This is a genomic window from Chamaesiphon sp. OTE_8_metabat_110, assembly GCF_031382685.1.
Classification (GTDB): Bacteria; Cyanobacteriota; Cyanobacteriia; order Cyanobacteriales; family Chamaesiphonaceae; genus Chamaesiphon.
Window position 1 is genome coordinate 1 of sequence record NZ_JANMZA010000474.1, and the last position, 2,077, is coordinate 2,077.

Below are 2,077 nucleotides of genomic sequence, written 5' to 3' on the forward strand. Positions count from 1 at the left end.
GGCGAGGGCTAGATCGATCGAACGACTGTTACTAGCAGCGCGATCGAAGTAAAACAGATAACTATTACGAGGTTAACATGACTCAAGCCAGAGAACCAGACGACATCGATCGCGTTAACCGCGAATTGCGTGGAGTCAATCGCAGACTAGACAGGCTGGAATATACCCAGATCTCCCCCCAAGAATTTTCCAGCGTATTAGATCGGATTTACGAAGAGATTGGCTCGATACGACCGCCTTGGTGGCGCGCTTCGCGTTCGGAGATGAGAGCGGAATTTCTAGCGGTTAATGCTCGACTCGATCGCATTGAAGCTGACACAAATCAGAGGTTTGACTCGATCGACAACAAGATCGATATCATCATCCGTCGCCTTAGCGGAGAGGGAAATTTGGGAGAGTAAGACCGACCCCGAAACCACTTTTTACCCTGTTTTTTACCCTACTCACATCCTCAATTATGGGTACAATGTAATCAATAATGGATTAAGTCAGATGGCGAATATATTTAAGACACGAATAGTACAGGTAGGGAACTCGCAGGGAATTAGATTACCCAAGGCAATGATCGAGCTGACGGGCATTAAGGAGAACATCGAGATTGAAGTCAGAGACAATCAGATTGTCATCACAGCGGCATCAAAAGCCCGAGTCGGCTGGAGTGAAGCTTTTGCTCAGATGGTTAGCGATGGGGATGAACTAGCAGCACTCACCGTTACCGATACTTGGGATGAAGCAGAATGGGTATGGTAACGGAACGGTTTGATGTATTCTTGGTGATGCTCGATCCGACAGTCGGCAGTGAGATCCAGAAAACTAGACCATGCTTAATCATTTCACCCAATGAAATGAACACTCATCTAGCAACTGTCATCGTCGCGCCAATGACCACCAGCGGGAAACAATACCCAAGTAGAATTTCAGTTAACTTTGAGGGGAAGGACGGATTTATCGCCTTAGACCACATTCGATCGGTATCTAAGAATCGATTAGTTAAACAGCTTGGCACAATTACCCCCGCCGAACAGAAAGCCGTCTTAGCAGCTTTATTAGAGATGTTCGCTGAAGAGTAAATATAGAAATAGCCCCCACCAGTGAAGGTGAAGGCTAGATCGATCGCATAGCGTCTCTGTTAGGAGAATCGAAAGACCTAAGCGAAAATCATTCCCACTCGATCGTGCCGGGTGGCTTGGAAGTGATATCATAAACCACGCGATTGACGCCTTTTACTTCATTCACAATCCGGTTGGAAACAATCTCTAAAAACTCATAAGGAACCTTCGACCAATCGGCAGTCATGCCATCTTCACTAGATACACAACGTAAAACGATCGGGTGTGCATAAGTCCGTTGGTCGCCCATGACACCGACACTATTTACATCGGCGAGTAGCACCGCAAAAGCTTGCCAGAGCTTGTCATAAAGTCCTTGTTTATTAACTTCTTGACGGACGATTAGATCGGCGTCACGGAGGATATTTAGTCGCTCTGCTGTGACTTCACCGATAATCCGAATTGCTAAGCCGGGGCCGGGAAATGGTTGCCGTTTAACGATTTCTTCGGGTAAACCGATCGAGCGTCCCACTTTTCGCACTTCATCTTTAAATAATTTGCGTAAAGGTTCGACGAGTTTAAATTGTAGATCTTTAGGCAATCCACCAACGTTGTGATGACTCTTAATTTTAACTGCTACCCGTTCGCCACTTTGAGGATCGACATTGGTATCTGCGGACTCGATTACATCGGGATATAATGTCCCTTGCGCGAGATAATCAAATGGCCCTAATCGTTTTGATTCTGACTCGAATACGCGAATAAATTCAGTACCGATGATTTTACGTTTGGTTTCGGGATCGGTAACGCCCGCGATCGCATTAATGAAGCGTTCCCGCGCCATTACATATTCAACTTTGATATGAAACTGGTCTTTAAATAAGTTCACCAATCGTTCTGGTTCGAGCTTCCGCATGAACCCTTGATCGATGAACATACAGGTCAATTGGTCGCCGATCGCGCGGTGTAATAAGAATGCTAAAGTCGAAGAATCGACACCGCCAGATAGTGCGAGTAAGACTTTTTTA

The 2,077-nt window shown here is 45.9% G+C and carries 4 protein-coding genes; 3 read left to right on the forward strand and 1 reads right to left on the reverse strand.

Translation table 11 applies throughout. The annotated features are described in order from the left end of the window. Window positions 1-77: 77 nt before the first annotated feature. The 3 genes from RMO52_RS17345 to RMO52_RS17355 all read left to right on the forward strand — a co-directional run bounded on the left by RMO52_RS17345 (window position 78) and on the right by RMO52_RS17355 (window position 1,070). Entirely contained in the window at window positions 78-401 is a 324-nt protein-coding gene (locus RMO52_RS17345; protein WP_310416682.1) for a hypothetical protein, read from the forward strand. A 91-nt stretch (window positions 402-492) separates the two neighbouring features. Further along, on the forward strand, window positions 493-750 hold the full coding sequence (locus tag RMO52_RS17350; protein WP_310416685.1) for an AbrB/MazE/SpoVT family DNA-binding domain-containing protein: 258 nt from the start codon (window positions 493-495) through the stop codon (window positions 748-750). Further along, on the forward strand, window positions 738-1,070 hold the full coding sequence (locus RMO52_RS17355; protein WP_310416689.1) for a type II toxin-antitoxin system PemK/MazF family toxin: 333 nt from the start codon (window positions 738-740) through the stop codon (window positions 1,068-1,070). The genes RMO52_RS17350 and RMO52_RS17355 overlap by 13 nt, the downstream gene beginning before the upstream one ends. Before the next feature lie 88 nt (window positions 1,071-1,158). Here the strand turns inward: RMO52_RS17355 and guaA are convergent. Then, a partial coding sequence (gene guaA / locus RMO52_RS17360; RefSeq protein ID WP_310416692.1) for a glutamine-hydrolyzing GMP synthase occupies window positions 1,159-2,077 on the reverse strand: 919 nt, incomplete at its 5' end.

Coding starts and splice junctions, on each gene's coding strand:
- RMO52_RS17350 (WP_310416685.1), top strand. CDS start 493: ATGGCGAATATATTTAAGACACGAATAGTACAGGTAGGGAACTCGCAG.
- RMO52_RS17355 (WP_310416689.1), top strand. CDS start 738: ATGGGTATGGTAACGGAACGGTTTGATGTATTCTTGGTGATGCTCGAT.
- RMO52_RS17345 (WP_310416682.1), top strand. CDS start 78: ATGACTCAAGCCAGAGAACCAGACGACATCGATCGCGTTAACCGCGAA.